Raw genomic sequence first — 25,383 nt, 5'->3', positions numbered from 1 at the left:
CGGGTGGGTGCGTGGCTACCCGGGTGAGTGTTCCGAGGCAGGAACTACACTGAGTCCACTCTGAAGATCGTGACGTTGACCACAATGGAGTGCTCCGATGTTTCGCATGCCCATTAGCGCAGCCACCCGCTTTCAGGCGCCCCTGCCGGTCAGCCGGTGGCTGTCGCGTCCGCGGATGGATGCGCTGCTGCGCCAACTGACCGGCCGCAAGCTCGCCCTGGTGCATGCTCCGGCCGGGTACGGTAAGTCCACTCTGGCCGCCCAGTGGATGCAGACGATCGCCGCGCGCGGGTCTCGGACCGCCTGGCTGTCCCTGGACGAGGACGACGACCGCCCGCTGTGGTTCCTGCGTCATCTGCTCGAGTGCTTCGAACGGATCCATCCCGACATCGACGAGAACGCACGTCAGATGCTGGAGGAACGGCCCGAGGACGCCGAACGCTATCTGCTGCCGCTGCTGATCAACGCCGTCCAGCAGGCCCCCGAGCGGACCGTGATCGTGCTCGACGACTGGCACCAGATCACCGATCGGCGGACGCGGAATGTGCTGGCCCGTCTGATCGATGACTCGGGCGAGAAGCTGGCCTTCATCGTGACCAGCCGGACCGCGGCCGGGCTGCCCCTGTCCAGCCTGCGGGTGCATGACCAGCTGGTCGAGGTGGACCCACAGGTGCTGCGCTTCGATGAGCACGAGTCGCAGCAGTTTCTGGTCGAGATGAAGGGCATCGACCTCAGCCAGGCCGAGTTGGCCGAGCTGCACAGCAAGATCGAGGGCTGGGTCGCCGCCCTGCAGCTGACCTCCCTGTCACTGCGCAACCGCGCCGATGTGGGCGCGCTGCTGGTCGAACTCGGGTCCCGACAGCACGGGGTCGCGGAGTATCTGGCCGAGAACGTGCTGGATCTGCTCGAGCCGCGGCTTCGGGAGTTCCTGCTGCGCACTTCGGTGCTGTCCCGGGTCAACGCCGAACTCGCCGCCGTGCTCACCGAGCAGCCCGATGCCGAGGATCAGCTGGAGCGCGCGCTGGTCGGCGATCTGTTCCTGCAGCGGCTCGGCGCGACCGGCGGCTGGTTCCGCTATCACCACCTGTTTGCCGACTTCCTGCGCGACCGGTTGCAGCACGAGCATCCGGAGATCGTCGCGGATCTGCACGCCCGGGCCGCCCGGTGGTATCACCAGCACCGGATGCTGTCGCTTGCCGTCGATCATGCGATCCTCGCCGGGGAGTTTGCGTACGCGACCGACATCGTGGAGCAGAAGGGCCGATTGGTCGTCGAGCATTCCCAGATGTCGACGCTGCTGGCGCTGGTGGAGAAGCTGCCGCCCGAGGAGATCCGCGGCCGGGCCCGACTCCAGGTCGCCCTGGCCTGGGCGTACTGCCTGCTGCACTTCCCGATCGAGGCCGAGGAGGCGCGCACGGCGCTGGCGCGCGCCCTGGCGGTGGACCGGACCCTGTCGGCCGACGAGCGCTTCCAGCTCAGCCGCGAATCGATCGTGGTCGGCGAATGCGTCCTCATGTATCGCGATGTCGTGTCCACCGATGACCGGCTGTCGACCGAGGTGCTGGACGAGGCCGATCGACTGGACGCGTGGACGGTGTCGGTGGCGGCCAATGTTCAGACCTTCATCGAGATAAACCGCGATCGGGCCGCCGCGGGGGCGCAGCGGCAGCACTGGGCCCAGCAGCATCACCGGCAGGTGACCGGCTGCTTCAGCAAGGTGTACGGGGACTGCTTCGCCGGGCTGATCGCCTTCCACGACCTGAACACCCCGCTGGCCCGCCACCACTGGGAGAGCGCGTTCCGGATCGGCACCGAGGGGTCCGGCGCCCAGTCGCACGCGGCCAGACTCGCGCTGGGGCTGTTGGGCAAGCTGCACTACAACCTCGGCAATGTCGCGGTCGCGGAGGAGATGTTCGAGGAGTCCTTGCGAATCGGGCATCGGGCGGGTGTGGTCGACTTCATGTTCCCCGTCTACGAATCGCTGGCCCTGATCCGCAGCGCCCGCGGGGACACCGACGGGGCCCTGGCGGTTCTGGAGATGGGCGAACGGGCCGGCCATGACCTGTCCCTGGTCCGGCTGTGGTCCCGGATGGCCACGACCCGGGCGCGGCTCGGGCTTCCCGCGGAGCGGCCAATGGCCGGCCCCGACTCGACGGCCCGGGAGCGCGCCCTGCTGACCGACGAAGCCGTCCGCTTCGACCTGGCCCGGGCCGCGAGTACGCGGGCCCCGCACCGGGATGCGGCCCTGATCGCGCGGGCCGAGGAGTTGATCGCCCGCTCCCTGTCGCATGCCAACCGTTTCCAGGCTCATCGGGATCAACTCGACCTGCTGGCGATGATGGAGGCGTGCGGCGACCAGTCCGCCGCAGAGAACCTGCTCCGCGCTGTTCTCGAGGATTTCGAGATCAGCGGGCTGCGCCAGCCGGTGGCCGACGGCGGCCCCTTGGTCCGGGAGGTCAGTCAGCGGCTGCTGAGCCGCCCCGTGCACCGGCTGGCGGGCTGTCAGCAGTGGCTGGGCACCCTGTGGGAGACGACCCCGACCCCCGCCGTTGCAGCGCCGGCCCCCGCCCCGGAGCCGGTGGAGCCCAGTGACTTCAACGAACGGGAACGCGAGATCCTGGAGTTGGTTGACGCCGGATACACCAACCGGGAGATCTCCGAACGGCTGTTCATCGGCGTGAACACGGTGAAGTGGTATCTGCGCAAACTCTATCGGATGCTGGGCGTGACCAGCCGAGAGGAGTGTGCGCAGAAAGCGCAGGAACTTAGTGTGATCGCCAGTTCCGCGCGCTGAGCCCACCGGGGGTCAGCGGCGGGTGCGTACCACCTGATCGCTGACCGGAGCGAAAATCGACAGCACCTGCGGCGCGATCTCGATCTGCAGCGGGACGTCGCCGAGTTCCTCGCCATCGCCGTAGGCGATCAGGCCGTCCCCGTCGATCCGGACGCTGGTCGCCTTGAGCTGTTCCACCGACGGGTCACTGGCGAAGGCGCCGGTGAACAGCGCCGGCATCAGCCGGATCAGGGTGGCCCGGCTGACCGGGTGGATCACGGTCACGTCCAGCCGGCCGTCGGTGACGTCGTGGGTGGTGTTGATGTGGATCCCGCCGCCGTAGTAGCCGGCATTGCCGACCGCGACCAGCAGGGCGGGCTCGGTGCGTTCCCGGCCGTCGATCGAGATCCGGTACGGCGTCGGCTCGAAGGTCGCGATCTCGGCGATCACCGCGGCGGCGTACCGCAGACTGCCCAGCGGCAGGCGCATCCGGTTCGCCCGGCGGTTCACCCGGGCATCGAATCCGGTGGCCACGACGGTGCCGACGTAGCGGGTCTCGGCACCATCGGCCAGTGGCCCGGACACCCGGAGCAGGTCCACCCGGCGCCGCCCGCCGGTCGCGATGATCTTGGCGGCCTGGATCGGATTGACCGCCGGCAGCCCGAACCCGCGGGACATGTCGTTGCCCGACCCGGCCGGGATCAGGCCCAGCGGCACGTCGGTGTCGGCGCAGGCATTCACGCCCAGATGCATCATGCCGTCCCCGCCCATCACCAGCAGCCCGTCGGCCGGTGCGCCCTCATGGGCCGGACGAGCGGCCGCGACAGCGGCAATCGTGCGCTGTCGGGCCTCCCGATAGCTGGTCGTCTGGTACACCTTGAGGCTGGCGCCGGGCATCCCCTTGAGGATCTCGGCGCACACGAACGGCAGCATCCGGCGGGCATGGCCGCGTCCGGCCTGCGGATTCACCACCAGCGTCAGCGACTGCCCGTCGTAGCGACTCAGGCCGGCATTCATTGCGTGGCGACTTCTTTCTTGCGCAGGCCCTTCTCCCGCGCCCGGCAGATGAACTCCGCAATCACGTAGAGCACGGACATGGGCAGCGACAACGCGATCATCGAGAACGGGTCGGTGGACGGGGTCGCGATCGCACCGAAGACGAAGCAGCCGAAGATCGCGTAGGAGCGCACCTTGGACAGTTGCTCCGCGCGTACCACCCCGACCATGTTCAGCACGACAATCACGACCGGCAACAGGAAGGAGACGCCGAAGACCAGCATCACCCGGACCAGGAAGTCCAGGAAGTAGGGCAGGTCGAGCATGTTGGTGACCTGTGCCGATTCCGGGGTGAAGCTCAGCATCATCTCGATGCCCTTGGGCATCACCAGGTAGCCCACCCAGACGCCGGCGGCGAACAACGGCACCGACGACCCGACGAACAACAGCGCCCACTTCTTCTCCTGGCGCAGCAGTCCGGGCGCGATGAACGCCCACAACTGGTACAGCCAGAGCGGGGAGGAAACCACCAGGCCGGCAATACCGACCACCTTCATCGCCAGCATGAACGGTGCGGTGACACCGATGTTGACGATCTGGGTGTGAGTGCCCGGGCGGGTCTGCGCGAGATCGGCCGCGGCGACGTTGTAGGGCTGCTGCAGCCAGTTGTAGAGCGAGTCGAAGAACAGCCCGCAGAACAGCATCCCGATGATCACGGCGATGACGGCCGCGATGACCCGGTAGCGCAGTTCCTTCAGGTGCTCGGTGAGCGTCATCGTGCCGTCCGGGGGGACGTCCGGTGGCAGCAGCCAGCCGAACTTCCCCAGGCGACGCTTCAGCGCCGAGTGGCGCGCGTGCGGACGCGGCTCACCCGGATCATCCACGGGGCGTTCCGGTTCGATCTCGGTCGACACGAGTGATCAGCGGCCTCGGGTCAGCGTTCTTCGCCGGCGGATTCGGTCCGTTTCGCGCTGCTCGCGGAGGGACCCGCCTCGATCGCCTTGGGCTCGGGCTCGGCCTTGGCCTCCGAAGTCTTCTCCTCGGTGTCGGACTTCTTGTCCTTCTCCAGATCGCGGGTCTCTTCCTTGAACTCGCGAATCGCCTTGCCGCTGGCCTTGCCGATACCGGCCAGGCGCGAGCCGCCGAACAGAACCAGAACTACGACCAGAATGATCAGTAGTTCCGGCCATCCAATGCTAGCCATCGTGGTCTTCTTTCCTTGACTGTGCTCGGAGCGTACCCAGCCAGCTGGGCAAGATCAAAGCCGGATTTCGGTTGTCGGCGCGGGAGTTGCGCCACGGGTCAGGGGCACCCGCATGGACGCCGCGGCACGCCGGACGGCGCTGTGATCGAAGTCGGGAATGTCGAGCTGCGCGGCCAGCTCACCCATTTCGTTGGCCCGCTGCATCAGCATCTCGATCTCCGACCAGAGGTCGCCGAGCTTCTGCCACAGCCAGACCGCGTAGCCGATGGTCAGCACTGCGGCGAACAGTGCGATCCCGACGACGACCCAGACCCATATCACGGACGCCAGCCTACCTGCCCAACCCCAGTTGTTCGTAGCGCGCAAGGGCCTCCGCGGCCGCGGCCCGGGCCGAGTCGGCGGCCTTCGGTGGATCGACCCGGCGTACGCCCCCGGCCAGCCGCAGCAGCAAATTCCGTAGCCACAGCGGTTCGGCCACCCGGACGCGGACGCGTACCGACCCGTCGGCGCCGGTGCTCAGCAGGTCCATCGGGTAGTAATCCACCGCCCACGCAGCCTCTGGGCCCAGCTCCAATGTGACTTCGGCCACACTGTCCACCCGGTCCAGCCAGCCGTCGAGCGGCTCGGGCCGGGTCGAGTGGGTGTGCCGGGGTGCCTCGAGCACCGTGGCCTCGGCGATCCGGTCCAACCGGAAGTGTCGCCAGCCCGGCGCGCTGCGACCGTCCGCGGCCGGGGTCACGGTGTCGGGGACCTCGCTCCACGCCTGCAGATAGGCGTACCCGTCGCTGGAACTCACCTGCAGCGGATCGACGGTCCGGGTGGTCGTCCCGGTCGGCGCGTCATAGACCAGCCGCAGCCGCCGGTCTCCGCCGATCGCGTCCCCGATGGTGCGACGGACCGCCTCGTCGGCGGCCAGGACCCGCACCTGGGTCCGGTCCGCGGCCGCACCGGCGGCCCCCTGGAGCTTGGCCAGGGCACTGTCGACGTGACCGGTCAACTGCGGCGGGGCGACCTCGCGAACCGACTGCAGCCCCAGGGTCAGCGACAGCGCCTCGTCGGCCCGCAGGCGCATCGGCCGCTGCAGCTCCTCGGCGTTGTCCAGATGGATCACCCCGTCGGATTCGACCGCCTCCATGTCGACCTCGATCAGGTCACCGGGCAGGCCCCCGGGCCGCCCGCACATGTACGCCACCTGCAGATCCTTGACCACCTGCCGGGGCGCGATCCCGAACTCCCGGGCCACCTGTTTCACGCTGATTCCCGGATTCGCCTGGACGTAGGGCACCAGCGCGAGCAACCGGGCCACCTGATCCGCCGACGTACTCATCGCTGTCCCCCGTCCCGGAGATCGCGCAGCGCAGCGATCACCCGCTCCTGCAGTTCCGGCGGGTCCAGCACCAGCACATCCGGCCCCGCGGCCACCACCTCGGCGGCAAAGTCGGAGGTGGAGGCGTACTCGACCCGGTGGGCGGTGTAGCCGGCCGGCAGCGGCGCGGGCCACTCGGTCGGGCTCGCGGTCCGCCGCAACACCGCCAGGGTCCCCTCCCGGATCGCGAGGGTCGCGGTGCGGTCCGGACGTGCCGGATCCAGCGCGCCGGCCAGATCACGCAGCACCACGCCCGGCGGAATCGTGACACTGCCGGCGGGGCCGTCGCGGTACGGACCGTCGCTGATCCGGGACAGCTTGAACATCCGCCGGTCCTGCCGATCGGTGTCGAAGCCGATCACGTACCACTTGCCGCGATGGGTGAGGATGCCCCACGGTTCGAGGTGACGCTGCTCGGATCCGCGATACTCGAACCGGATCGGAGTCCCGCTGGCGACCGCGTCCCAGACCGGGTCGAAGGCCGGCTCGCTCGCGTTCACCGTCGGCATCAGGGCATCCAGCCGGGCGGTGTCGGCGGTCACCCCGGCCGCGCGCAACTTGCTGATCGCGGTCATCGAGGACTCCGCGTGCCGGGCCTGCTGCCAGGCCCGGGAGGCGACCAGCACCACCGCGGCCTCCTCGGCAGTCAGCTCGATCGGCGGGAGTTCGAAATCCTGCCGAGAGATCCGGTACCCCGGTTCGTCATCGAACAGGGGTTCATGGTTGCCCACCTCGATCGGGATGCCCAGCTCCCGCAGATCGTCCTTATCGCGTTCGAAGGTGCGCTCGAAGTTGCTGTCGTTCAGACCACGGTAGCCCTCCACGACGCGCCGGATCTCCTCCTTGCTCAGGAAGCGGCGCGTGGTCAGCAGGCAGATCGTCAGGTTGACCAAGCGCTCAGTGGTCCGGGGTGCCATGATGCTGAAGTTATCAGCCACCCCGCCCCGAGGAGGCCCATGTCGGCCGGCCGGTTCGCCCCCAGCCCCACCAGCGCCCTGCACGTGGGGAACCTGCGGACGGCGCTGCTGGCCTGGCTGTTCGCACGCTCGACCGGACGCGGGTTCCGGATCCGGGTGGAGGATCTGGATCGGGCCCGGGTCGCGGCGTCCCCGGCGAGCGCCGAGCAACAGATCGCCGACCTGGCCGCACTGGGTCTGGACTTCGATCCTCCGGTGGTGTTCCAGTCCGCGCGACTGGCCGCCTACCAGCAGGCAGCGGCGGGGCTGCCGGTCTACGAGTGCTACTGCACCCGCCGCGAGATCGCGGAGTCCGTGGGTGCCCCGCACACCTCCCCGACGGCCTACCCGGGCACCTGCCGGGACCTGACCGAGGCCGAGCGGGCCCGCCGGCGCCGGGAACGGCCGGCCGCGCTGCGGATCCGCGCCGACGTGACCAGTTGGACGGTGACCGATCTGCTGCACGGGGAGGTGACCGGTGAGGTCGACGATTTCGTGATCCGCCGCAATGACGGCGCCTGGGCGTACAACTTCGTGGTGGTGGTCGACGATCTCGCGATGGCCATCGACCAGATCGTGCGCGGCGACGACCTGCTGTCGTCGGCGCCGCGGCAGGCCTGGTTGACCAGCCGGTTGGGGGGTACGCCCGCGGCGTACGCCCATGTGCCGCTGGTGGTCAATGCCGCCGGTCAGCGGCTGGCCAAGCGCGACGGCGCGGTGACCCTGGCCGATCTGGCCGCCGCCGGCACCGACGCCGCCGCGGTGCTCAGCTTGCTGGCGGCATCGGTGGGGTTGGCCGCCCCGGGCGAACCGGTCACGCCGGAGCTGTTGCTGGACCGGTTCGATCCGGCCCGGCTCCCCCGTGACCCGTGGGTGTTCGGCTGAACCGTGGGGTTTTCGGCCCGGGCCCCCGTGGGGGCGGGGCTCAGAAGCCGCTCTGCGCCTGCGCGGTCCACAGGATGTCGACCACGAACACGACGGTGTCGCCGGCCTGGACCCGCGGCCGATCGCTGCCCTCGGGGTACGCCTTGTCCGGCGGCGCGACGATCAGGATCCGGCTGCCGACCGGCTGGTTGACCAGCGCCTCCTGCCAGGCCGGGATCATCTTGTTCAGCGCGCCCTGCTCGGGTTGACCGTAGATGTCGATGATCGACTCGCCGGTACGCCAGGAGGAGGCGGCGTACTGAACGGTGACGGTGTCCCCCGCGGCGACCTTCTTGCCGGTGCCGACGATCAGCGGATGGGACTGCAGCTCGGTCGGCGCCTTGGTGTTGGCCGGGATCGTGATCGTGGGCTTGTTGTCGGCGCCGAACTGGACGGTCGGCCCGCCCTGGGGGGCGGGCTGCTCGGTTCCGGCGGCGGTGTCCAGCGGTGCCGCGACGATGTCGACGACGAACACGAGGGTGTCGCCGACCTCGATGCCGGCATTCGCGTTGCCGCCGGAGGAGTCGTAGCCGTCCTTGCCCGGCATCGCGATCAGGACGCGGCTGCCGACCTTCTTACCGGTCAGGCCCTTCTTGAACCCGGGTACCACCTGGGACAGGGTGAACTCGACGGTCTGCCCGCGGGAGTAGGAGTCGTCGAACTTTTGGCCGGTGCGGCCGTTGAGCCCGACATAGTGGACCTCGGCGACGCCGTTCTCCTTGATCACTGAACCGGTGCCCTCGGTGAGCACCTTCGACATCGTCTCCTCGACCGCGAACGGGCCGGGCAACGTCACCTGGGGCTCGGCGTTGAACGCACCGGCGACCGCGATCCCGTCCAGATTCGCCGCCGGCGGGATCGGCGTGGGCGTCGGGGTGGCCGACGGGTCCGCCGAGGCGGGCGCGGTCGGGCTGGCCGAGGCCGGCGTCGGGCTCGGGGACTGCCCCGAATCCGGTTGCGGGGAGGAGCATCCGGCAAGCAGGACCATGGCTGCGGTCGCACCCGCCAGGCCCGTGATGAAGCGGCGGTTCAGGATCGTTCTCGGCACCCGGACAGGCTACCCGACGCCCCGGATGCGTCGGAATCGCGCGAATCGTGGTCCGGGGCGCGGCCGGACGCGGCCGGGCGCGGGGGCTGGTGTCGATTTGCGGATGTTCGCCCGGCTCGCGGGGCTGGCGCTGGTTTGCGGGTGCTGGCGCCGGTTCGCGGGTCCTGGCGCCGGTGTTCCCCTGGGGCGGAGCCCGGCCCGGGCCGGGTACGCGGATGCAGGTGCCAATTCGCGGGTTCTCCTGGCAGCACGCGGTACTGGTGCCGTCTCGCGGGTCCGGATACGGCCCGCGGCCCCTGCAGGACCCGCGCGACCGAACCCAACCCGCGCGACCGAACCCAACCCGCGTGCCCGAATCGGAAGGTCGCAGTCCGCGGGCCTCCCCGACCGTCCGCGGGCCCCGGTGGCGGTACGCGGATCCTCCCCCGGTTCGCAGGTGCTGGCCACATCCAGCGCGCGGGGCTTCCTGGCGGTACGCGGGCCCTCCCCCAGTTCGCGGGTGCTCGTGCCGTCTCGCGGGTCCAGATATGGCCCGCAGGTGCTGGTCGGCAGGTCCCACGCGAGCTTCATAACGGTGCGCGGGCCCTCCTGGCTGCTCGCGGGTGCTGGTGCCGTCTCGCGGGTCCGGATCCGGCCCGCGGCCCCTGCAGGACCCGCGTGACCGAACCCAACCCGCGCGACCGAACCCAACCCGCGCGACCGAATCCAACCCGCAAACCCGAATCGGGAGATCGCAGTCCGCGGGCCTCCCCGACCGTCCGCGGGGCCCGGTGGCGGTACGCGGGCCCTCCCCCGGTTCGCCGGTGCTGGCCACGTCCAGCGCGCGGGGCTTCCTCGCGGCACGCGGGCCTCCCGGCTGCTCGCGGTGGCTGGTGCCGGTTCGCGGATGTTCACCCGAGTCGCGGGTGCTGCTCGGCAGGTCCCACGGGAGCTTCCTGACGGTGCGGGGGCCCTTCCGGCTGCTCGCGGGTGCTCGTGCCGTCTCGCGGGTCCGGATCCGGCCCGCGGCCCCTGCAGGACCCGCGCGACCGAACCCAACCCGCAAACCGGAGCCGGAGATCGCAGCGGGAGCCCCAGTGGCGGTACGCGGGCCCGCCCGGGCTGACCCCGTCACGGGCGCTGACCAGCGGACCCGCCCGACCAGCCGATCCGGACTAGGCGCGCGTCGCGGCGTCCCCGGATGCCTCGATCACCGAGACCCGGGCCAGCCGGTCGTATGGGGTCCGCCCGGTCCCGACGAACAGGGTCACCAGCCACACCAGCGGGATCGCGTACGCCACGGCGAACGCCGGCCACACCCAGCCGGGGACCGCGCCCCGGGCCGAACCGTCCCAGATTCCGTAGACCGCGCTGTGCGCGATGAGCCACGGCAGGGCGACCTTCACCGCATTGCGCAGCAGTGCCCGGGGATACCCCGGGGCCCCCGGGGCACCAGTACCCGCAGCACCGGCACCCGCAGCACCGGCCAGCCGCAGCCCGAGCACCCGCTTCCCCACCGTGGCCGCGCGCCGCCCGGCCTCCAGACCGGCCAGCACCAGCACCACCGGAACGACCAGCACGAGCGCGGCCAGCACGTTGGCCGCCGCCAGCGGGAGGGGGCCGAGCACCCCCGCCCTCGTCAGCGGTACGCCGACCAGGGCGAGCAGCCCGGCGTACAACATGATCAGGCCGCAGTCGATCAGCCAGGCGGCGATCCGGCGCCACGGGTGTCGTCTCATCTCAGGGCTCCTGATCCTGCGCCGGCGTCCCCGATCCCGGTTCCCGGCTGCTCAAACCGGGCTCAGTCCTCAGCGCGGTAGTGCGCGACGGCCTCCATCAACTCATCGACATCGGGGTCACTGGTGGCGAAGGGATCGGTCACCACCACCGTGTGCACCGGCAGCCGGGGTTCGGCCATCGGCGCCGACCACGGCCGCTGCGCCTTTTCCAGCAACCGCACCGAGGTCCAGTCGACCACATGGCCGGCCCCGGCGTCCTCGGCGGCGGCCACGAAATCTCCGCGCAGCTTGGCCCGGGTCGTCTGCGGCGGGACCGTCCGCGCGGCGGTCACCTGCTCCGCGGTCGACAGCCGGGTGATCGCCCCGCTGCGCTCCAGCCGGGCGAACAGGCTGCGCCGCGGATTCAGATCGTGGTACGCCAGCTCCAACTGGCGGATCCGCGGATCATCCAGCGGCAACTGGTGCCGGTCGGCGTACCGCTGCAGGACCCGGCGCTTGATCACCCAGTCCAGCTCGGTCTGCACCCCGGTGAAGTCCTGGGTCCCGATCGCGGTCAGGCCGCGCCGCCACAGGTCCAGCACCGCGGTCAGGGTCGGCCCCGGATCGCCGTGCCGGGCGACCAGGTCCAGCGTCGCGGTGAAGTACTCCTGCTGCAGGTCCAGCGCACTGGCGGTCCGCCCGTTGCTGAGTTCCAGCGGCACCCGGCCGGTCGGATCGGCGGCCATCTCCCGCATCGCCTTGGCCGGGTTCGCCAGACTCAGATCCCGCATCGGGGTCCCGGATTCGATCAGCCGCAACGCGAACTCGGTCATCCCGACCTTGAGCCGGGTGGTCGGCTCGGCCATGTTGGAGTCGCCGATGATCACATGCAGCCGGCGGTACTCTGCCGGGTCGGCATGCGGCTCGTCACGGGTGTTGATCATCGGCCGGGTCCGGGTGGTCGCCGAGGAGACCGTGTCCCACATGTGCGCGGCACGCTGGGAGAGCACCAGCCCGGTGTGCGGCACGATCCGACCCGCCCCGCACAGCAACTGCCGGGTGATCAGGAACGGCAGCAGTTGGTGCGCGAAATCGCCGAAGCGCCCCTCCCGGGCCACCAGATAATTCTCGTGACACCCGTAGGAACTGCCGTGCGAATCGGTGTTGTTCTTGAACAGGTAGATGTCGCCGCCGAGTTCCTCCTGCGCCAGGGCCCCCTCGGCGTCATCGGCCAGGGCCTGCAGGATCTCCATCCCGGCCCGGTCCTGGATGGTCACCTCGGTCGGATCGTCGCATTCGGCGGTGGCGTACTCCGGATGCGACCCGACGTCCAGATAGACCCGGGACCCGTTGCGCAGGAACACGTTGCTGGAGCGCCCCCAGTCGACGACGCCGCGGAACAGGTACCGGGCGATCTCGTCGGGGGTGACCCGACGGCTGCGCTCCTGGGTCTCGGCGGGCACGTACGCGACGCCGAGCTCGGTCTCCAGGCCGTAGATCCGGCGCGGCAGGTACGGGTGCTCGCTCATCACGGCCTCACATCTGGACCAGGTCGAGCAGGCCGCCGAGTTCCTCGCGGGTCAGGTCGCGCCACTCCCCCGCCTTCAGTTGCCCCAGGCGGACCGGGCCGATCGAGATCCGGGCGAGCTGGTTCACCGGGTGGCCGATCGCATCCATCATCCGGCGCACGATCCGGTTGCGGCCCTCGTGCAGGGTGATCTGGAGCTGGGTCCGCTGGGCCTGCGGGTTCCGCGCGATCAGCTTGACCTTGTCGGCCCGGGCCGGTCCGTCCTCCAGGGTGACGCCCTGGGTGAGCCGCTTCAGCGCGTGATTGTCGACCAGGCCCTCGACGTCGGCGAGGTAGGTCTTGGGGACCTGGTAGCGCGGGTGGGCGAGCCGGTTGGCGAACTCGCCGTCATTGGTCATCAGCAGCAGCCCCTCGGTGTCGGTGTCGAGGCGGCCGACGTGGAACAGCCGGGTGTTCCGGGGCAGGTAGTCGGTCAGGGTCGGGCGGCCCTCCGGGTCGTCCATGGTCGACACGACCCCGCGGGGCTTGTTGAACACGGTGTACATGTGCCGGCGCGGAGCCGGGATCCGGGACCCGTCGACGCGGATGGTGTCCTTCTGCGGATTGACCCGCCGCCCCTGTTCCAGGACCAGTTCCCCGTTCACCTCGACCCGGCCCTCGGCGATCATCTGCTCGGCCGCCCGTCGGGAGGCGACGCCGGCCTGCGACAGGACCTTCTGCAGGCGGATGCCTTCGTCGGTCTCGGGGGTCTCACTCATCGGGCTGCCTCTCGGTCGGGGTCTGGCTGGGGTTGGTCTGGGTGGGGTCGGGTTCGGTCGGGCCGGATTCGGCGAGCCGCCCGAGTTCGTCGGCCAGGTCGGCGGTATCGGGCAGGTGCGGGGCCAGGGGTGGCAACTCCGTCAGCGAGTTCAGCCCGAGCCTGGTCAGGAAATGATCGGTGGTGACGAACTGGGTCGCCCCGGTCCGCTCATCGGCGCCGGCCTCGGTGATGAGGCCGCGTGCTACCAGCGTACGCATCACCCCATCGACCGAGACACCCCGGATCGCGGCCACCCGCGCCCGCGACACCGGTTGCAGGTACGCCACCACCGCCAGCGTCTCCAGGGCCGCCTGGGAGAGCCGGGCATGCCGCCCGGAGACGACCCATTCGGCGAGTACGTCGGCGAACTCCGGCCGGGTGTAGTAGCGCCAGCCGCCACCGGCGCGGCGCAGCTCGAAACCGCGCCCGGTCCGGGTGTATTCGGCGGCGAGTTCAGTCAGGATCGGGGTCACCGCAGGCTCGGGGATGCCCAGCGCCTCGGCCATGGTGGCGGTACGCATCGGCTCGTCGGCCATCAGCAGCAGGGCCTCCAGTGCGGCCGGCCACCGGTCGGCGGGTACCTCAGCCATCGCCCTCTCCCCGGGTCTGCGCGTCGTCGTCGTGGTCATCCTCGCGCTCATCGTCATCGGCGCCGGGCACCGGCGCGTCGAATTCGTCGATCTCGGCGAGTTCGGTCTCCGCGCGGCCGGTCCACCGGATGGTCAGTTCGCCCAGTGGGGCCGCCTGCTCGAAGGAGACCGCCCGTTGCCGGAACAGTTCCAACAGCGCCAGGAACCGGCACACCACGGTCAGTTGGTCCGGTGCGTCCCCGGTCAGCGCCCGGAAGGTCAGCACCGGATGCGAGCGGAGGCGGGCCACGATGATGTCGGCCTGCTCGCGCACACTCACCCGCGGGGCATGCAGGTGCGCCAGTGACACCTGCGGATCCGGCTTCGGGGTCAGCACGGTCGCGGCCAGCAGCGCGAACTGGTGCGGGGTCAGGTCGATCGTGACCTCGGGCAGCAGGGTCGCGTACGCCGGCTCCAGCCCGCCCGGCCGGGCGTACCAACGGTCCTGGTCGGTGAGCGACTCCCCCATCAGTGCCGCGATCTGTTTGAATGCCCGGTACTGCAGCAGCCGGGCGAACAGCAGGTCCCGGGCCTCGAGCAGGGCCAGGTCCTCGGCGTCCTCCACCTCTCCGCTGGGCAGCAGCCGGGCGGCCTTGAGGTCCAGCAGGGTGGCGGCGACCAGCACGAAATGGGAGGTCTGCTCCAGATCCCAGACCGGGCCGAGGGCCTTGACGTGCGCGATGAACTCGTCGGTGACCCGGGACAGGGCCACCTCGGTGATGTCCAGTTTGTGCTTGGCGATCAGTTGCAGCAGCAGGTCGAAGGGTCCCTCGAAGTTGTCCAGGCGCAGGTGGAACTCCTGCTCACCGGCGCTCACTCCTGGGCGAGCCGGCGGACCAGTTCGGCGTCCGCTCCGTGCTCGGCGAGATCGTCGAGGGCGGCGGCGACGGCACTGCGCACGATGTGGCCGCGGTCGGCGCTGATCCCGTGCTCCCCGCGCAGTTTCAACCGGGCCTGTTCCAGCCGCAGCAACTCCTGGCGGCTGACGTAGACGGTGATCTTGTCCTCGTGCCGGACCCGACCGGAGGCGGTGGGCCGCGCAGCTGCCGGATCCGGCTGCGCCGGCGCGGCTGCCCGTTCCGGCTCCGCCGTGGCCGGAATGTCCGGCTCCGGCGCGGGCGGATCGGCGGGCGTCCCGCCGGGCCCGCTGTTGAGCAATTCGCCGGGATCGGCGCCGCTCACTTTCCTGGGCATCGCGCCAAGACCTCCCGGGCCAGGTTGCGGTACGCGGTGGCCCCGGCGGTGGACGAGGCGTAGGTGGTGATCGGCTCCCCGGCGACGGTGGTCTCGGGGAACTTCACCGTGCGCTTGATCACGGTGTGGAAGACCCGGTCCCCGAACGCCTCGACCACCCGCTCCAGCACCTCACGGCTGTGCAGCGTGCGGTGGTCGTACATGGTGCCGAGGATCCCGATGATCTCCAAACGCGGATTCAGCCGGGCCTGCACCTTGGAGATCGTGTCGGTCAGCAGTGCGATCCCGCGCAACGCGAAGAACTCGCACTCCAGCGGCATGATCACGCCGTCGGAGGCGGTCAGCGCGTTGATCGTCAGCAGACCCAGCGACGGCGGACAGTCGATCAGGATGATGTCGTAGTGACTCTTCAGCGGGGTGAGCACCCCGTTCAGAATCGTTTCCCGGGCCACCTCGGAGACCAGCTGGATCTCCGCGGCGGACAGGTCGATGTTGGCCGGCAGGATGTCCATGTTCTCCACCACGGACTCCTCGATCACGTCGAAGGCATCGACATTGCTGGCCAGCAGCAGATCGTAGACGCTCTGGTCCAGGGTGTGTGGGTTGATCCCCAGCCCCACCGACAGCGAGCCCTGCGGGTCGAAGTCGACCAGCAGCACCCGGCGGCCGGTCTCGGCCAGTGCCGCGCCCAGGTTGATCGTGGTCGTGGTCTTGCCGACGCCGCCCTTCTGGTTGCACATGGCGATGACCATGGCGTGCTTCGGTCCGGGCGGGGGCGGTCCGGGCTCGGGAAAATCGGGCACCGGCCGCTGGGTCGGGCCGAGAATCACCGTCTCCTCGTCAACGGTATGTCCCTCCTCGACATCGGGGACATCGAAGAGTTCATCGACCTGCTGGTCCTGAGGCACACGGGCTCCTTCCGCTGGGCCCTCCAACCTAGTACGCCCGGGGATGGGCGGTCAGGTAAGTTTCACGCAGATGATCAATGGTCACCAGTGTATAAATCTGCGTCGTGGTGACCGAGGCGTGTCCAAGTAGCTCCTGCACGACCCGGACATCGGCACCTCCGTCGAGCAGGTGGGTGGCATAGGAGTGCCGCAACGTGTGCGGGGAGATCTCGGTGGTCAGCCCGGCCTGCTCGGCCCGGGCGCGCAGTACCGCCCAGGCGCTCTGCCGGGACAATCGCCCGCCGCGGGCGTTGAGCAGCAGCGCCGGGTTCCCCCGGCCCCGCTCGGCCAGCCCGGGGCGACCGCGGACCAGCCACGCCTCGACGGCTGCCCGGGCGTACGAACCCAGCGGAACGATCCGTTCCTTGTCCCCCTTGCCGATCAGCCGCAGACCGGCCCGCTCGGCCGCCTGCGGACCGACCAGCCCGGCCACGTCATCGACGTTCAGGTCGGTGATCTCACTGATCCGGGCGCCGGTGCCGTAAAGGAGTTCCAGCAGCGCGGCGTCCCGCAGGCCGATCGGATCGGTCGGCTCGGGCGCGTCCAGCAGCCGCTGCACCTCGTGCTGGCTGAGCGCCTTCGGCAGCCGTCTGCCCTGTTTGGGGCCGGACACGGTGGCCGCCGGGTTGTGCGCGGTGATCCGCTCCTCGAGCCCGAACCGGTGCAGGCTGCGGACCGCGGCCACCGCACGGGTGATGCTCGCCGGGGCCAGCGGCGGATGGTCGGCGTCCCCCCGGGCCAGCCAGGGCGCGAAGCCGGTGACGGTGGCCGGGGTGATCGCGTCGGGGTCGGTGACGCCCTGTTCGGCGAGGTAGGTCAGGTAGCGGCGCAGGTCCCGCCGGTAGGCGCCGACGGTGTGCGGGGACAGGCCGCGCTCCACGCTCAGGTGATCGCAGAACCCGGTGACGAATCCCGCCAGGGCACCGCCGGGGACGTCGTCCGGGCCGGTTTCAGGCACCGGTGCGGACCGGCCGCTGATCGCGCGCCGGCCAGGGGGTGTGGGCCGGGCGCAACGAGGCGTACGCCGTGCCCGTGGCGGCCAGCGCCAGGACCCCGGCGACCAGGACCGGATTGGCCAGTCGGCCCGCGAACACCGCCCGGGTGAGGTCGTCGCGGTGGGCCCAGTAGCGCCGCATGTGGGCCTCTTCGCCGTGCACCTCGAACCCGTCGGGGGCGGGGGTCGAGCGCAGCCCGCGGGCGAGGAAGATCCGCAGGAACTCATCGGAGCACCCCGGGGAGTTGAACACGTCCACCAGCACCGCCCACTGGTCGGCGGCCAGGCCCACCTCCTCGGCCAGCTCGCGCCGGGCCGCGTCCAGCGGGTCCTCGGTGAGGACATCGAGCAACCCGGCCGGCGGCTCGATCAGTTCGAACCCGACCGGATGCCGGTACTGCTGGACCAGCGCGACCCGGTCCCGGTCGTCGAGCGCGATGATGCCGACCGAGCCGGTGTGCCGGAGGTATTCGCGGACCATCTCACCACCGTCGGGGGTGGTGACCCGGTCCTCGACGAACCCGAACAGTTTGCCGGCGGCCAGTTCGCGGTGGCCGACGGTGGGCCAGGTGGTCGCCCGGTCGGTCAGCTCGGCGGCGGACAGGACGGGGAAATCCATCTCAGCCCTCCCGGGCCGCCGCGGGGCGGGCGCCGTCCCCGGCCACCGCCACCGGGTCGGCCCCGTCGCCGGGTTCGTCCTCCACCGGGAGCGGGGAGTTGGCCTTGTTCCGCAGCGCGGCGCGGACCAGGCCGGCGAACAGCGGGTGCGCCTTGGTCGGGCGGGACTTGAGCTCGGGATGGGCCTGGGTCGCCACGAAGAACGGGTGCACCGCGGTGGGCAGTTCGATGAACTCGACCAGGCCGCCGTCGGGCGAGGTGCCGGAGATGACCAGCCCGGCGTCCTCCAGCTGCTTGCGGTAGGCGTTGTTCACCTCGTAGCGGTGGCGGTGCCGCTCGCTGACCTGGTGCATGCCGTACAGCCCGGCGACCACCGAGCCGCGGGCGAGTTCGGCCGGGTAGGCGCCCAGTCGCATCGTGCCGCCCAGATCGCCGGCGCCCTCGACGAAGGCCTTCTGTTCCTCCATCGTCGCGATCACCGGGAACTCGGTGTCCGGGTCGAACTCGGTGGAGGCCGCGCCGCTGAGGTGCAGCACGTTGCGGGCGTACTCCATCACCATGCACTGCAGGCCCAGGCACAGCCCGAGCAGCGGGATCCCGTTCTCCCGGGCGAAGCGGATCGCGCCGATCTTGCCGTCGACGCCGCGGATCCCGAAGCCACCCGGGACGACGATCCCGTCGACCTCGCCGAGGTGTTCGCGGGCGCCGGCCGGATCCTCGCAGGAGTCGGATTCGACCCACTTGACGTTCACCTTCACCCGGGCGGCGAACCCGCCGGCGCGCAGCGCCTCGACCACCGACAGGTAGGCATCGGGCAGGTCGATGTATTTGCCGACCAGGGCAATGGTGACGGTGTCCTTGGGGTTGCGGACCCGGTCCAGCAGATCGTTCCAGGTGGTCCAGTCCACGTCCCGGAAGGGCAGATCGAGCTTGCGGACCACGTACGCGTCCAGGCCCTCGGAGTGCAGCACCTTGGGGATCTCGTAGATGCTCGGCGCGTCCAGGCAGGAGATGACCGCCTCCTCCTCGACGTCGCACATCAGCGAGATCTTCCGCTTGACCCCCTCGGGCAGATCCCGATCGGCGCGGCACACCAGCGCGTCGGGCTGGATGCCGACCTGGCGCAACTGGGCCACCGAATGCTGGGTCGGCTTGGTCTTCAGCTCGCGCGACGGGCCGATGTAGGGCACCAGCGACACGTGCACGAAGAACACGTTCTCCCGGCCGGCCTCCCGGCGGACCTGCCGGGCCGCCTCCAGGAACGGCAGGGATTCGATGTCCCCGACGGTGCCGCCGATCTCGTGGATCACCACGTCGATGCCGGGCCCGCCCATCGCCATCATCTCGGACATGATCTGGCCGGTGATGTGCGGAATCACCTGAACGGTGTCGCCGAGGTATTCCCCGCGCCGTTCCTTGGCGATGACGGTGGAGTACACCTTGCCGGTGGTGACGTTCGCGTCCCCGGACAGATTCCGGTCCAGGAAGCGCTCATAGTGGCCGATGTCGAGGTCGGTCTCGGCACCGTCCTCGGTCACGAAGACCTCACCGTGCTGGAACGGATTCATCGTCCCGGGGTCGACGTTGAGATAGGGGTCGAGCTTCTGCATCGTGACGCGCAGACCGCGGGCGACGAGCAGGGTTCCCAGACTGGAGGCGGTCAGCCCCTTGCCGAGCGAGGAGGCAACGCCTCCGGTGACGAAAACGTGCTTGGTTTGATGCGCTCCCACGGGATTCCAGCCTATCTTGCCGAGTCGAATTTGTCGGGACCGGTTCGCGGGGTGGCGCGGCCGTTCCGGGGCGGGGGGTCGGTGTGGGCGGCTGCCCGGTCGCCGGCGGCGGTGTCGAGCAGCTCCTGGGCGTGCGCCAGCGAGGTGTCGGAGGTGTCCAGGCCGGCCATCATCCGGGCCAGTTCCACGGCACGATCGGCCTCGGCGACCGTGCGTACGCCGGAGGTCGTGACGGCCCCGTCGGAGGCCTTGGCCACCACCAGGTGCCGGTCGGCGAAGGCGGCCACCTGGGCCAGGTGGGTCACCGCGATCACCTGGTTGTGCCGGGCCAGCCGGGCCAGCCGCCGGCCGATCTCCAGCCCGACCCGGCCGCCGATCCCGGCGTCGACCTCGTCGAAGACGAAGGTCGCGGCCTCCTCCTCCCCGGCCAGCACCACCTCCAGCGCCAGCCGGACCCGGGACAGTTCGCCGCCGGAGGCGACCTTCCCGATCGGGCGCAGCGGGTTGCCCGGGTTGGCGGTGAACTCCAGCTCGACCCGGTCGATCCCGGTCGGGCCCGGCTCGGGCAGGGTGTCCAGCGTGAACTGGAGCCGGGCGTGCGGCATCGCCAGAGCGGCGAGCTCGGCCTGGGCCTGCTCGGCGAACCGGGCCGCGGCGTCGGTGCGCAACGCGGTCAATCGGGTCGAGGTGCGCTCCAGTTGGGCGTCCAGGTCGGCGATCTCGGCGCGCAGGGTCTCGATCCGGTCGTCGGAGGAGGTGAGGGTCTCCAGGGAGCGCGCGGCCTCACTCGCCCAGGTCAGGACCTCGTCGATGCTGTCGCCGTACTTGCGGGTCAGGGTCTGCAGTACCGCGCGGCGTTCCCCGATCCAGGCGAGCCGGCCGGGGTCGGCCTGCAGGTCGCCGTGGTAGGCCGACAGGTCGGTGGCCAGATCCGCGGCCAGGGCGGAGATCTCGGCGGCGCGTTCGGCGTACGGTGCGGCGGTGGGGTCGGCGGCGGCGATCCGCTGCAGGGCCTTGTTCGCGATCGCGGCGCTGGTCAGCGTGCTGGCCGCGTCGATGTCGTCCTCGGAGCCGGCCAGCGCCGCCAGGGCTTCCTGGGCGCCCAGGCGCAGGTCGTCGACGTCCTGCAGCCGGTTCGCCTCGGCGAGCAGGTCGTGGTCCTCGCCGGGCTGCGGGTCGGCGGCGCTGATCTCATCCAGCCCGAAGCGCAGCAGATCGATCTCGCGGGCCCGTTCCCGGGAGCGTTCGGTGAGTTCGCTCAGTTCGGCGGCCAGGCTGCGCCGGCGGGTGTACGCCGCGCGGTGCTCGGCGGCGACCTCGGCCAGGGCGGGACCGGCGAAGCGGTCGAGCAGATGGCGCTGGTGGTCGTGCGAGGCGAGCCGGGCCTGGCCGGACTGGCCGTGGATGGTGATCAGTTGTTCGGAGACCTCCGCGCAGACGGCGGTGGGCACCGCGGTCCCGCCGAGGAAGGTCCGCGAGCGGCCGCCGGAGACCTGGCGGGCGACCAGCAGTTCGTCGTCCTCCACGGCTCCGCCGGCCTCGTCGACGCGGGCGGCGATGTCGGCGCGGACGGCGGTGAAGGTGCCCTCCACCCGGGCCTTGTCGGTGCCGCGGCGGACCAGGCCGGAGTCGACCTTGTGGCCCAGCAGCATGCCGAGTCCGGTCACCACCATCGTCTTGCCGGCGCCGGTTTCGCCGGTGACCACGGTGAAGCCGCCGGACAGTTCACAGGTCGCCTCGGCGATCACCCCGAGATTGGTGATGTGCAGGTCGGAGAGCATCAGTGCCGCCGCTCCCGTCGCTCGGCGGTCCCCCGCCAGCCGTCGACGACCAGATCGAACTTGCGGACCAGCCGGTCGGTGAACGGGGCCGGGGACAGTCGGGCCATCCGCAGGTCGTGTTCGCCGCGGACCACCTCGATCTCCATCCCGGGGGTCAGGTTGACGCTGCGGCGCCCGTCGGCCCAGATCACGCCGGTGTTGTCGTCACGTTCGAGCATGCGTACGGTCACCTTGGAGTCGCGGCCGACGACCAGGGACCGGGCGAACAGGGCGTGCGCGGACAGCGGGACGACCAGCAGGGACTCCACGTCGGGCCACATCACCGGTCCCCCGGCGGAGAAGGCGTACGCGGTGGAGCCGGTGGAGGTGGAGACCAGGACGCCGTCGCAGGCCCACCGCGACAGCGGCCGGTCGTCGATGGCGATCAGGACCTCGATCATCTTCTCCCGGGCGGCCTTCTCCACCGAGCATTCGTTGATCGCGAAGGAGGTCCAGACCACGTCCCCGCCCTCGAGCAGGGGCCGGTCCCGCACGGTGATCTGGGCGGTGCTGCGTTTCTCGATGGTCCAGGCCCGGTCGACGACCCCGGTGATCACCGCGTCGATCTCGGTCGCCTCGGCCTCGGCGAGGAAGCCGACGTGGCCGAGGTTGACCCCCAGCAGTGGGATATCCCGGTTGAGCGCCCATTCCGAGCCGCGCAGAATCGTGCCGTCGCCACCGAAGACCACGGCCAGTTCGCAGTCGGCGATCGGATGGCGGGTGTCCAGGGTGGAGACGCTGAGCCCGTCGACGCGGGCGCCCATCTGCTCGATGTCGTAGGCCGGCAGCAGACTGACCAGACCGTGCTCGGTGAGGCCGGCGACGAAGCGGGCGGCGGCCTCGATCGCATTCGGGCGGCGCACGTTGGTGAGCACGGCCACCGTCCGGGACCCCGCGGGGATGCCGTTGTTGCCGGCGGGCGGTTCGGGGGCGGTCGGGGCGTCGGGCACGGAACTCACCGGGCCAGCATAGGTGAGTCGCGCCGCAGCCAGACGAAGAATTCCACGTTGCCGTCCTGACCGGGCAGGACGCTGCGCTGTCGGGTGTGGCAGTGCCAGCCCAGGTCGGCGGCAGCGGTGAGCACCCCGTCGACGGCCGCGTCGTGCAGGGCGGGATCGCGGACCACCCCGGTGCGGGTGAGGCGTTCGCGGCCCACCTCGAACTGCGGCTTGACCATCAACAGGGCGTCCCCGGCGGGTTGCAGGACGCCGAGCATCGGGGCCAGCAGCAGGGTCAGGGAGATGAACGAGACGTCGGCCACCACCAGGTCCACGGGCGTGTCGTCGACGTCGGCGAGGGTCAGTTCGCGCAGGTTGAGCCGTTCGCGGACCCGGACCCGGGGGTCGGTGCGCAGCTCGGCGGCGAGTTGGTCGTGGCCGACGTCGACGGCGTACACGGTCTGCGCGCCGCGCTCCAGGCACACCTGGGTGAAGCCGCCGGTGCTGGCGCCGGCGTCCAGGACCCGGGGCGGAACCGCGACCCCGGTCGCGGCGAGGGCCCCGAGCAACTTGTACGCCGCCCGGGACACGTAGCCGTCGTCGGCGACGGTGAGCGGGGTGTCGGAACCGACCTCCTGGGCCGGGCGGCGCCCCGGCGTACCGGCGACGGTGACCCGGCCGGCCCGGATCAGTTGCGCGGCGTGGCTGCGGGACCGCGCGAGGCCGCGCTCGGTGAGCGCCCGATCGAGTCGCACCGGCCGGGCCTAGGCCTCATCCAGGATCCGGTGCAGCGCCTGCTGGGCCTCGGCCAGTCGCGCGGGATGCTCCGCCAGGGGCGTCGTGGCGAGGTCGCCCAGTTCGGCCAGGACCGCATCGACCCGCGCGTCGCCGGTCTGCGGCGGCTGATCCGCCGCCGCCTCGGCCCGGAGCTCACTCATGGCAGTTGGTCCAGTCGATCCAGCAGCTCGGTCGAGATCGCGTCCGGATGGTGCCAGCACAGATTGGCGTACGCCCACAGAGCATCCAGCTGCTCGGCGCGGGTGTCACCGATCCCGGTGAGTTCGGGCCCGGCGGCGGTGAGGGTGGCGCGCGCGGTGCCGCAGCGGCGATCCCGGTCGGTGCCGGCGAGGTCGCGGACGGGGTCGAGCAGGGCGCCGAGATCCCAGCCGAGGTGGGTCGGCGGGGTGGCGGCCGCGGCGACGACGTCGGCCTTGCCGTGCGCCCCGGTGAACACGAACAGGCTGTCCATGCCCACGGTGGCCGCGCCGGCGATATCGGTGTCGATCCGGTCGCCGACGAAGATCGGGCGCTGGGCCGCGGTGCGGCGTACGGCCTCGGTCATCAGCGGTGCGAACGGTTTCCCGGCGACCACCGGATCGACGTCGACCGCGGCCCGGACCGCGGCGACCGCGGTGCCCGCGCCCGGCACCAGACCGAGATCGGTGGGGCGGGTGGAGTCGGTATTGGTGGCCACCCACCAGGCCCCGCGCTGGATCGCGTACGCCGCCTCGTCCAGCATCGGCCAGCGCAGTTGCGGGTGGTAGCCCTGGATCACCGCGGCGGGCCCGTCGGTGTAGCTGCTGACCGGCTCCAGGCCGACCTGGCGGACCTCCGCGGCGAGGGCGTCGGTACCGACGACCAGGACCTTGGCCCCGGCCGGGAGTCGGGCACTGAGCAGGTGCGCCCCGGCCTGGCTGGAGGCGATCACGTCGTCGAATTCCGCCGGGATGCCGAGTTCGCTGAGATGGTCGGCGACGTGTTGCGGGGACCGGGCGGCGTTGTTGGTGACGAAGGCCGCCCGGACGCCGTGCGCCCGCAGCGCGGCGATTCCCTCCGGGGCGCCGGGCACGGCCCGCGGTCCCAGGTAGACCACTCCGTCCAGGTCGAAGAGGGCAACATCATGGCGATCGGCAAGCAGCGGGCTCACTGCTCCCCCGCCGGGTCGTCGCCCCGGGAGTGGGTCCCGTTGCGCTGCTCGGTCGACGCCGGCTTCCCGTCCTCGGCGACGTCGGTCTCCTCGGTGCCCGCGTCCTCGGCCACCGCATCGGCGGGAGAATCGTCGAAGTCGATCCGTACGCCGTCCAGTTCGCCGAGGCGTTCCTCGGCGTCGGTGGTGTGCTCGGTGTCCAGCCGCGCGGCCACCTCGAACCATTCCCGGGCCGCGGCGGTGTCGCCGCCGGCCAGCAGCAGGTCGGCGTACGCATAACGCAGCCGGGCCGCCGGGCCGCCCCGGTGCTTGGTCTGGATCTCTCGCTTCAGCAGCCGCAGCGCCTCCGCCCGCTGCCCGGTGTCGTTGCGGGCGCCGGCTTCCACGATGCGCAGTTCCACCGCGGTGTCCTCGTCGAGGTCGCGCCCGGCGGCTTCGCGGATCACCCGCAGGGCCTCCTCCGGCTTGCCCACGGCCCGCTCGCAGTCGGCGATCACCGGAAGGTACGCGTCGTCCCCGCTGATCCGGCGCAGCGCCCGGTATTCGGTGAGTGCGGTGGCCCAGTCCTCGGCCGCGTACGCCGCCTCCGCGGCGGCCTCGCGGACCACCGGAAGTCGGGACGCCAGCCGGCGCGCCACCAGGGCGTGCCGCAACGCCAGCGGCGGGTCGTCCTCGATCAGTTCACCGGCCATCACCAGATGTCCGCTGACCTTCTCGGCGAGCTCGGGCGGCAGGCCGCGCAGTTCGGCCCGGACGCCGCGGGGCAGCCCGCTCAGGTCCAGGTCGCGCGGCAGGTCCGGTTCGTCGTCGCGAGCCTCCAGGCCCGGCGGCACATAGCGTTCCTCGCGCTCATCGCCGTACCGGTCGTCGCGGGAGTGGCGATCGTCGCGGGCGGGGCGGTCATCGCGGCGCGGACGGTCATCGCGCCGCGGACGGTCGCCACTCCCGCGACGATCCGGGCGGGAGCGGTCGAAGCGCTCCCCGGAATCACGTCGGGGTCCCCGATCGGCTCGCTCCCCGCGGTCGGCTCGCTCTCCACGGTCGGCTCGTCCCCCGCGGTCGTCGCGGCTCCGGAAGGGACGGTCGTCGCCGCGTCCCTCGCCACCGAACCGACGTCCGCCCTCACGGTCCTGGTAGCGGCCACGCTCGCCACCGGAGCGCTCGCCCCGGCCATCGCGATCATCACGCCGAGCGCGATCGTCGAACCGACGCCCGCCCTCGCGATCCTGGTACCGGCCACGCTCCCCACCGGAACGCTCACCCCGACCACCACGATCGCCGCGATCATCGAACCG

26 protein-coding genes are annotated in these 25,383 nt (G+C 71.0%); 3 read left to right on the top strand and 23 right to left on the bottom strand.

Annotated elements, in window-relative coordinates:
* Positions 1-106: 106 nt before the first annotated feature.
* Positions 107-2,794 (top strand): winged helix-turn-helix domain-containing protein, encoded by a 2,688-nt coding sequence (locus G531_RS22725; RefSeq protein ID WP_162143182.1) that lies wholly within the window; start codon positions 107-109, stop codon positions 2,792-2,794.
* 12 nt (positions 2,795-2,806) lie between these two features.
* Here the strand turns inward: G531_RS22725 and G531_RS22720 are convergent, their stop codons facing one another.
* The 6 genes from G531_RS22720 to G531_RS0113970 are packed head-to-tail and all read right to left on the bottom strand — an operon-like array spanning position 2,807 to position 7,256.
* Entirely contained in the window at positions 2,807-3,790 is a 984-nt protein-coding gene (locus tag G531_RS22720) for a diacylglycerol/lipid kinase family protein (protein WP_051215509.1), read from the bottom strand.
* Entirely contained in the window at positions 3,787-4,653 is an 867-nt protein-coding gene (tatC, locus tag G531_RS0113990) for a twin-arginine translocase subunit TatC (protein ID WP_051215513.1), read from the bottom strand. The genes G531_RS22720 and tatC overlap by 4 nt, the downstream gene beginning before the upstream one ends.
* A 50-nt stretch (positions 4,654-4,703) precedes the next feature.
* On the bottom strand, positions 4,704-4,973 hold the full coding sequence (gene tatA, locus G531_RS22715; protein WP_081684134.1) for a twin-arginine translocase TatA/TatE family subunit: 270 nt from the start codon (positions 4,971-4,973) through the stop codon (positions 4,704-4,706).
* Positions 4,974-5,027: 54 nt separating this feature from the next.
* On the bottom strand, positions 5,028-5,294 hold the full coding sequence (locus G531_RS0113980; RefSeq protein ID WP_026927731.1) for a hypothetical protein: 267 nt from the start codon (positions 5,292-5,294) through the stop codon (positions 5,028-5,030).
* 10 nt (positions 5,295-5,304) lie between these two features.
* Positions 5,305-6,300 carry a WYL domain-containing transcriptional regulator gene (locus G531_RS0113975; protein WP_026927730.1) on the bottom strand — a complete coding sequence of 332 codons (996 nt, stop codon included), beginning with the start codon at positions 6,298-6,300 and terminating at the stop codon, positions 5,305-5,307.
* Complete coding sequence (locus G531_RS0113970; protein WP_026927729.1) at positions 6,297-7,256, bottom strand: helix-turn-helix transcriptional regulator; 960 nt, start codon at positions 7,254-7,256, stop codon at positions 6,297-6,299. Before G531_RS0113970 ends, G531_RS0113975 begins: the two co-directional genes overlap by 4 nt.
* Before the next feature lie 39 nt (positions 7,257-7,295).
* Between G531_RS0113970 and gluQRS the strand changes: the two genes are divergently transcribed.
* On the top strand, positions 7,296-8,180 hold the full coding sequence (gene gluQRS / locus G531_RS0113965) for a tRNA glutamyl-Q(34) synthetase GluQRS (RefSeq protein WP_026927728.1): 885 nt from the start codon (positions 7,296-7,298) through the stop codon (positions 8,178-8,180).
* 40 nt (positions 8,181-8,220) lie between these two features.
* Here gluQRS and G531_RS0113960 read toward each other — a convergent pair whose 3' ends face one another.
* From G531_RS0113960 to G531_RS26770, 17 genes are all read right to left on the bottom strand, one after another.
* Complete coding sequence (locus G531_RS0113960) at positions 8,221-9,267, bottom strand: FKBP-type peptidyl-prolyl cis-trans isomerase (RefSeq protein WP_026927727.1); 1,047 nt, start codon at positions 9,265-9,267, stop codon at positions 8,221-8,223.
* Between the two features lie 1,154 nt (positions 9,268-10,421).
* Positions 10,422-10,985 carry an RDD family protein gene (locus tag G531_RS22710; RefSeq protein WP_051215508.1) on the bottom strand — a complete coding sequence of 188 codons (564 nt, stop codon included), beginning with the start codon at positions 10,983-10,985 and terminating at the stop codon, positions 10,422-10,424.
* A gap of 62 nt (positions 10,986-11,047) precedes the next feature.
* Positions 11,048-12,493, bottom strand: coding sequence for a Pup--protein ligase (pafA, locus tag G531_RS0113950; RefSeq protein ID WP_245630558.1), 1,446 nt, complete (start codon positions 12,491-12,493; stop codon positions 11,048-11,050).
* 7 nt (positions 12,494-12,500) lie between these two features.
* Positions 12,501-13,250, bottom strand: coding sequence for a pseudouridine synthase (locus tag G531_RS0113945; RefSeq protein ID WP_026927725.1), 750 nt, complete (start codon positions 13,248-13,250; stop codon positions 12,501-12,503).
* Entirely contained in the window at positions 13,243-13,881 is a 639-nt protein-coding gene (gene scpB, locus G531_RS22705; protein ID WP_035759022.1) for an SMC-Scp complex subunit ScpB, read from the bottom strand. The genes G531_RS0113945 and scpB overlap by 8 nt, the downstream gene beginning before the upstream one ends.
* On the bottom strand, positions 13,874-14,737 hold the full coding sequence (locus tag G531_RS22700; protein ID WP_051215507.1) for a segregation and condensation protein A: 864 nt from the start codon (positions 14,735-14,737) through the stop codon (positions 13,874-13,876). Before G531_RS22700 ends, scpB begins: the two co-directional genes overlap by 8 nt.
* The gene (locus tag G531_RS27015) at positions 14,734-15,114 is read right to left on the bottom strand and encodes a hypothetical protein (RefSeq protein ID WP_026927724.1); all 381 of its coding nucleotides are present in this window, start codon (positions 15,112-15,114) and stop codon (positions 14,734-14,736) included. Before G531_RS27015 ends, G531_RS22700 begins: the two co-directional genes overlap by 4 nt.
* Positions 15,099-16,022: a ParA family protein gene (locus G531_RS0113925; RefSeq protein WP_026927723.1), complete on the bottom strand. Its 924-nt coding sequence runs from the start codon at positions 16,020-16,022 to the stop codon at positions 15,099-15,101. The genes G531_RS27015 and G531_RS0113925 overlap by 16 nt, the downstream gene beginning before the upstream one ends.
* 28 nt (positions 16,023-16,050) lie before the next feature.
* Positions 16,051-17,019, bottom strand: a complete 969-nt coding sequence (locus G531_RS0113920) for a site-specific tyrosine recombinase XerD (RefSeq protein ID WP_487042734.1) — start codon at positions 17,017-17,019, stop codon at positions 16,051-16,053.
* The gene (locus G531_RS26775) at positions 17,012-17,674 is read right to left on the bottom strand and encodes an NUDIX domain-containing protein (RefSeq protein ID WP_051215506.1); all 663 of its coding nucleotides are present in this window, start codon (positions 17,672-17,674) and stop codon (positions 17,012-17,014) included. The genes G531_RS0113920 and G531_RS26775 overlap by 8 nt, the downstream gene beginning before the upstream one ends.
* A 1-nt stretch (position 17,675) precedes the next feature.
* On the bottom strand, positions 17,676-19,403 hold the full coding sequence (gene pyrG / locus G531_RS22695) for a CTP synthase (RefSeq protein WP_051215505.1): 1,728 nt from the start codon (positions 19,401-19,403) through the stop codon (positions 17,676-17,678).
* Positions 19,404-19,414: 11 nt separating this feature from the next.
* Positions 19,415-21,184, bottom strand: coding sequence for a DNA repair protein RecN (gene recN / locus G531_RS22690; protein ID WP_081684131.1), 1,770 nt, complete (start codon positions 21,182-21,184; stop codon positions 19,415-19,417).
* Positions 21,184-22,182, bottom strand: a complete 999-nt coding sequence (locus tag G531_RS0113900) for an NAD kinase (RefSeq protein WP_245630557.1) — start codon at positions 22,180-22,182, stop codon at positions 21,184-21,186. The genes recN and G531_RS0113900 overlap by 1 nt, the downstream gene beginning before the upstream one ends.
* On the bottom strand, positions 22,179-22,916 hold the full coding sequence (locus G531_RS0113895) for a TlyA family RNA methyltransferase (protein WP_026927719.1): 738 nt from the start codon (positions 22,914-22,916) through the stop codon (positions 22,179-22,181). The genes G531_RS0113900 and G531_RS0113895 overlap by 4 nt, the downstream gene beginning before the upstream one ends.
* 9 nt (positions 22,917-22,925) lie before the next feature.
* The gene (locus tag G531_RS25780) at positions 22,926-23,099 is read right to left on the bottom strand and encodes a hypothetical protein (protein ID WP_155827974.1); all 174 of its coding nucleotides are present in this window, start codon (positions 23,097-23,099) and stop codon (positions 22,926-22,928) included.
* A complete protein-coding gene (locus tag G531_RS22685; protein WP_035759019.1) occupies positions 23,096-24,088 on the bottom strand; it encodes an HAD-IIA family hydrolase in 993 nt (330 codons plus the stop codon). The genes G531_RS25780 and G531_RS22685 overlap by 4 nt, the downstream gene beginning before the upstream one ends.
* Positions 24,085-24,921: a tetratricopeptide repeat protein gene (locus G531_RS26770; RefSeq protein ID WP_174522491.1), complete on the bottom strand. Its 837-nt coding sequence runs from the start codon at positions 24,919-24,921 to the stop codon at positions 24,085-24,087. The genes G531_RS22685 and G531_RS26770 overlap by 4 nt, the downstream gene beginning before the upstream one ends.
* A gap of 42 nt (positions 24,922-24,963) precedes the next feature.
* Between G531_RS26770 and G531_RS25775 the strand changes: the two genes are divergently transcribed.
* A partial coding sequence (locus tag G531_RS25775) for a hypothetical protein (protein ID WP_211221858.1) occupies positions 24,964-25,383 on the top strand: 420 nt, incomplete at its 3' end.

Origin of the sequence: Granulicoccus phenolivorans DSM 17626 = NBRC 107789 = JCM 15570, assembly GCF_000423085.1 — a bacterium.
Classification (GTDB): Bacteria; Actinomycetota; Actinomycetes; order Propionibacteriales; family Propionibacteriaceae; genus Granulicoccus; species Granulicoccus phenolivorans.
This window is presented reverse-complemented; position numbering and strand designations above follow the sequence as displayed.